General features: G+C 60.1%; 4 protein-coding genes and 2 pseudogenes. 4 read left to right on the forward strand and 2 right to left on the reverse strand.

Going from position 1 to position 4,893, the window contains the following annotated elements:
• Positions 1-356 (reverse strand): annotated as a pseudogene (locus JNK99_RS12675) (proline--tRNA ligase); the annotation flags it as partial.
• A 252-nt stretch (positions 357-608) separates the two neighbouring features.
• Here JNK99_RS12675 and JNK99_RS12680 point away from each other — a divergent pair.
• The 4 genes and pseudogenes from JNK99_RS12680 (at position 609) to coq7 (ending at position 3,537) form a co-directional block, all read left to right on the forward strand.
• Positions 609-1,154: an RNA pyrophosphohydrolase gene (locus JNK99_RS12680; protein ID WP_291853672.1), complete on the forward strand. Its 546-nt coding sequence runs from the start codon at positions 609-611 to the stop codon at positions 1,152-1,154.
• A gap of 47 nt (positions 1,155-1,201) precedes the next feature.
• Positions 1,202-1,729: a CNP1-like family protein gene (locus JNK99_RS12685; RefSeq protein ID WP_291853675.1), complete on the forward strand. Its 528-nt coding sequence runs from the start codon at positions 1,202-1,204 to the stop codon at positions 1,727-1,729.
• Positions 1,730-1,805: 76 nt separating this feature from the next.
• Positions 1,806-2,892: pseudogene (locus tag JNK99_RS12690) on the forward strand (IS630 family transposase).
• Between the two features lie 24 nt (positions 2,893-2,916).
• Positions 2,917-3,537 (forward strand): 2-polyprenyl-3-methyl-6-methoxy-1,4-benzoquinone monooxygenase, encoded by a 621-nt coding sequence (gene coq7, locus JNK99_RS12695; RefSeq protein ID WP_291853680.1) that lies wholly within the window; start codon positions 2,917-2,919, stop codon positions 3,535-3,537.
• Here coq7 and JNK99_RS12700 read toward each other — a convergent pair.
• The gene (locus JNK99_RS12700; RefSeq protein ID WP_291853678.1) at positions 3,534-3,953 is read right to left on the reverse strand and encodes an OsmC family protein; all 420 of its coding nucleotides are present in this window, start codon (positions 3,951-3,953) and stop codon (positions 3,534-3,536) included. The two genes, coq7 and JNK99_RS12700, sit on opposite strands and share 4 nt — an antisense overlap.
• Between the last annotated feature and the right edge of the window lie 940 nt (positions 3,954-4,893).

The raw sequence follows: 4,893 nt of genomic DNA on the forward strand, positions 1-4,893 counted from the left end.
CGCACGACGTCGGTAATCACTTCCTCGTGCGTCGGACCAATGACGAAATCGCGCTGATGCCGATCCTTGCAGCGCAGGAGTTCGGGACCGTACTTCTCCCAGCGTCCGGATTCCTGCCACAGTTCGGCCGGTTGCACGGCCGGCATGGAAAGCTCGATCGCCCCGGCGCGATCCATCTCCTCACGCACGATCTTCTCCACTTTGCGCACGACACGCAGCCCGACGGGCATCCAGGTATAGATGCCGCCCGCCAGGCGTTTGATCATTCCAGCGCGCAGCATGAGCTTGTGGCTGATGACCTCAGCATCAGCGGGAGCCTCTTTCAGCGTTGACACAAAGAACCGGGAAGTACGCATCGCGATCAGGGCAGTAAAAAGTAAGACGCGATTTTACTGGACAGAAGGACAAACGACGAAACCTCCGGGCAGCCGAACGAGAATTTTTGCGCAGCTTGCGACCGCAGCACGCCAGACCGCACCTCTCCCCGGGAAGCCGTACCCGACCATGCCCCTCGGCGGGAGAGAGAGGAGCCGCCCTGCCGGCACGCTTTGCAAGCCCGACGAAATGTGGAAAAATGCGCTCAACTAATCGATTTGCAGGATTTGGCAATGCTTGACCGTGAAGGCTATCGCCCGAACGTCGGCATCATTCTTTGTAACGCCAGAAACGAGGTCTTCTGGGGCAAGCGTATCCGAGAACATTCATGGCAGTTCCCGCAAGGCGGCATCAAGCGGGGCGAGACGCCCGAACAGGCGATGTACCGGGAATTACATGAGGAGATCGGCCTGCTGCCCGAGCATGTGCACGTGCTTGGCCGTACCAAGGACTGGTTGCGTTACGACGTGCCGACCCACTGGGTAAGAAGAGAATGGCGTGGCAGCTACCGGGGACAGAAACAGATATGGTTCCTGCTCCGCCTGATCGGCCGCGACTGCGACGTTTCCTTGCGCGCCTGCGACCATCCGGAGTTCGATGCGTGGCGCTGGAATACCTACTGGGTATCGCTTGATGCGGTCATCGAATTCAAACGTCGGGTCTATGAACAGGCATTGAATGAACTGGCCCGCTTCCTGAATGCCGATCATCGTCGCACCCGCCAACCTTCGACACCACATCAGGTGCCGCCGAAGCCCGGGATCACCGGGCAGGAATGATGATGACTGGCCCGTCTGCCACGTCAACTCCCGGGGTGAGAAGCCAGGTGTTGGTTGCAGCCGGGCTGCGACCATTGGTACTGGCCCTGTGCCTGGTGCTTCCCTCGCCGACTTGGGCCGCCGCGGTCGACCGCGACTTCGAGGAGAAGCGCGAACCGGAAAGCGAAGTGCAACTGCCGCCCTTTCCGCAGCCCGAAAACCTGATTCCGTTCACGGTCAGCGCGACGACCAACAACCAGTTCCTGATCGACGGCGCTTCATTGAGCGTCAGCGACGATGGCGTGGTGCGCTACACACTGGTGATCATCAGCCCTGCCGGCGCCCAGAACGTGAGTTACGAAGCGATCAGATGCCAGACTGCCGAACGGCGTCTTTACGCCCTGGGCCGCTCCGACCAGACATGGGTTAAGGCGCGCAACGATCAGTGGACGCGAATTCGTGAAAATACGCTGAACCGGCACCATGCTGCGCTGCATGCGGAGTATTTCTGCCCGATCGGAATTAACCTTCTGACTCCCGACGAAATACGCACCACGCTGCGCCGTGGCGGCCACCCTGCGCTCGGCAAGCACTAGTGTAGTGTTGCATTCTTGTGTGAACCTATTTGGACTTCACTTCTCCAATCTGCGTCGCGTGCAGATGGAGATTCAGATGCGGGTTGCCCCGAAGATGGTGTTGTCCGAAGAGGAGCGTGGTGAGTTGACCAGACTGGCACGTTCGAGGCGCGCGAGCGTACGGCTGGCACAGCGTGCGCAGATTGTGCTGCTGGCCGCCGATGGGATGCGAAACAAGGAGATCGCGGATCAGTTGGGAATTGGCCGCGTACAGGTTTCGCGTTGGCGGGGGCGTTACGCGCAATCGCGGCTGGCAGGAATTGAGCGCGACTTGCCGCGTGGCGCGCCGCCGGCGAAGGTGGACGTGACGCGACGGGTGGAACTGACGACGCAGAGCCCTCCTGCCGCGGCGACGCACTGGAGCACCCGCAAGATGGCTGCCGAACTGGGCGTCAGCGCGGCCAGCGTCTCGCGCCACTGGCGTGCCAATGGCCTGAAGCCGCACCTGGTGCGTGGCTTCAAGGTCTCGCGCGACCCCAGGTTCGTCGAGAAACTCGAAGATATCGTTGGTCTGTACATGTCGCCACCCGAGCATGCGCTGGTGTTGTGCTGCGACGAGAAAAGCCAGGTACAGGCACTCGACCGTACGCAGCCCGGGCTCCCACTGAAGAAGGGGCGTGCGGCTACCATGACCCACGATTACAAGCGCAACGGCACGACGACGCTGTTCGCCGCGCTCAACGTGCTGGACGGTCGCGTGATTGCGCAGTGCGAGCAGCAACACCGCCACACCGAGTGGCTCAAGTTCCTGCGCAAGATCGATCGCGAAACACCGAAGGACAAAGCGCTGCACCTGATCGCCGACAACTACGCCACCCACAAGCATCCCGTCGTGCAGGAATGGTTGGCCAAGCCTCCGCGGATTCAGATGCATTTCACCCCTACCTCGGCCTCCTGGTTGAACATGGTCGAGCGCTTCTTCCGCGATATCACGACCGAACGACTGCGTCGCGGCGTGTTCAACCCGTGTCCCCGCGTTGGTCACCGCTATCGACGACTACATCGCCCATCACAACACCAAGCCCAAACCGTTTATCTGGACCCAAAGCGCTCGCGACATCCTCCAGAAGGTCATCCGCGCCAACAGCCGTTTAAGTTCTAAACAGAATGCAACACTACACTAGCGCGACTCACCTCAGATTCTAATGATCAGCGACCGCTTCATCGTCGAGTTCGACAAGGCGTTGCGCACTCTTTTCGCGCCCGCGCAGACCATGCGCGAGGTGCCCGGCAGCGGGAAACCGGAGGGGGGGTTGTCGGCAGCCGAGAAAGCACATGCCGGCGCCCTGATGCGCGTCAACCACGTTGGTGAAGTGTGTGCGCAGGCACTCTACCAGGGACAGGCGCTGACCTGTCGCGACCCTGTGATCCGGCAAGCCTTGGCCCAAGCTGCGGCGGAGGAGACCGAACATCTCGCGTGGACCGAGCGCCGCGTGGCTGAACTGGGTAGCCGAACGAGCCTTCTGAATCCGCTGTGGTATGCCGGCGCGCTGACCATCGGAATCACCGCCGGCACCCTGGGAGACCCCTGGAGCCTGGGCTTTCTGGCCGAAACCGAGAGACAGGTCGAAGCCCATCTTGATCACCACCTCAACGAACTGCCGACGCAGGACGCTCGTTCACGTGCGATCGTCGCGCAAATGCGGCTCGACGAGATCGCGCATGCCGAAACCGCAGCCCTGCTTGGCGCTCGCCAACTGCCAGCAGCAGCGATCTTCGCGATGCGGATTGCGGCACGAACCATGACACGCGCCGCCTACTATATCTAGGCTTCGACGATCTCGAAATCGTGCGAAATGGCTGCGGTCTTGCCCAGCATGATCGAGGCCGAGCAGTACTTTTCCTTGGACAACTCGATCGCCCGCGCCACCGTGTCCGGCTTGAGCTGTTTGCCGATCACCCGAAAATGGAAATGAATGCGGGTGAAGATTCTGGGCTCCTCCTCGGCACGTTCTGCCTTCAGGCTCACTTCGCAGCCCGTGACCGCCTGACGCCCTTTCTTCAGAATCAGAACCACATCATAAGCGGTACAGCCGCCGGTTCCAGCCAGCAACAATTCCATCGGTCGTGGCGCCAGATTGCGCCCACCGGCCTCCGGAGCCCCATCCATCACGACGACATGATTGCTGCCCGTCTCGGCAAGAAAGGACATCCCTGCTCCAGTCCACTTCACCTTGCATTCCATATGCGTCTTCCATTCTCCAGAACAGCATCGAGCAGCCGTCAGCCTAAGCAGTCAAACTCGGACCACCTACACAGGGCTGGGCGGCAGAGCCCCCTGCCAAGTCCACGCCCCGGCTCCGTGATCGACCGTACCTGAGGGTTCGCCCAACGTGAAGCGGTCTCGCGTCTTGCACAGCAATTGTAGCCCGAAGTGCGTAAAACAACGCAAATCCCGGTGCTGCGTCGCAGCATCATGAACTGTCAGACGTTTCTCACTGCCGAAATCAAACATTACATATTGTGCAATATAGTCCAAAATATGTACCCAATATGCCGAATATTAGTATGATTTGATCTTTCATCTGTCTTATGGCGCACGCCCACCAAGAAAAATGGCGCGATGCACAAAAAATACTTGACCTTCGACGTAGGAGGAGTCATAATGCTCCCAACGTAACGACTTGCAGCGAGGTTCTTCCAAGCTACAACCCTTGTCTCCTCCACCCTCCTCCTTTGGTGTGGATTTAGCGCGGCTCCAAGTAGCCGCGCTTTTTTTGCCTGCACGCAAGACTCGCTGATGTTGAGACAGCGATCGCGGGTTACCCCTTGCCTGTGTTGGGTGGGGGCTTGGCCCTTGACGGCTGTACGCCCAGGTTGTTCTCGTCGTAAGGCGAGCGGTCGTCGGTTCAGGGCCAACTGCGAGCGATGGCTCGGCCTGACCAAGCGGTGGCGAGCCGACGAAGGACGGCGGCGAACAAAGCCGCGATTGCCCGCGAGGGCAGCACTCCGGGCAACCTCATCCCGGGTTACCCCGCTCAGCAAACTGAAGTTGGCCCCTTTTCGTGGACACGTTACCCTTGTGAAGGAAGGAGTCCACGATGCCCAAGACAAGACCACCGTACCCGGCGGAATTCCGGCAGCAGATCGTCGAACTCGCGCAAGCGGGAAGAACGCCTGGGGAA

The organism is Accumulibacter sp. (assembly GCF_016789985.1).
In the GTDB taxonomy this organism is placed as follows: domain Bacteria; phylum Pseudomonadota; class Gammaproteobacteria; order Burkholderiales; family Rhodocyclaceae; genus Accumulibacter.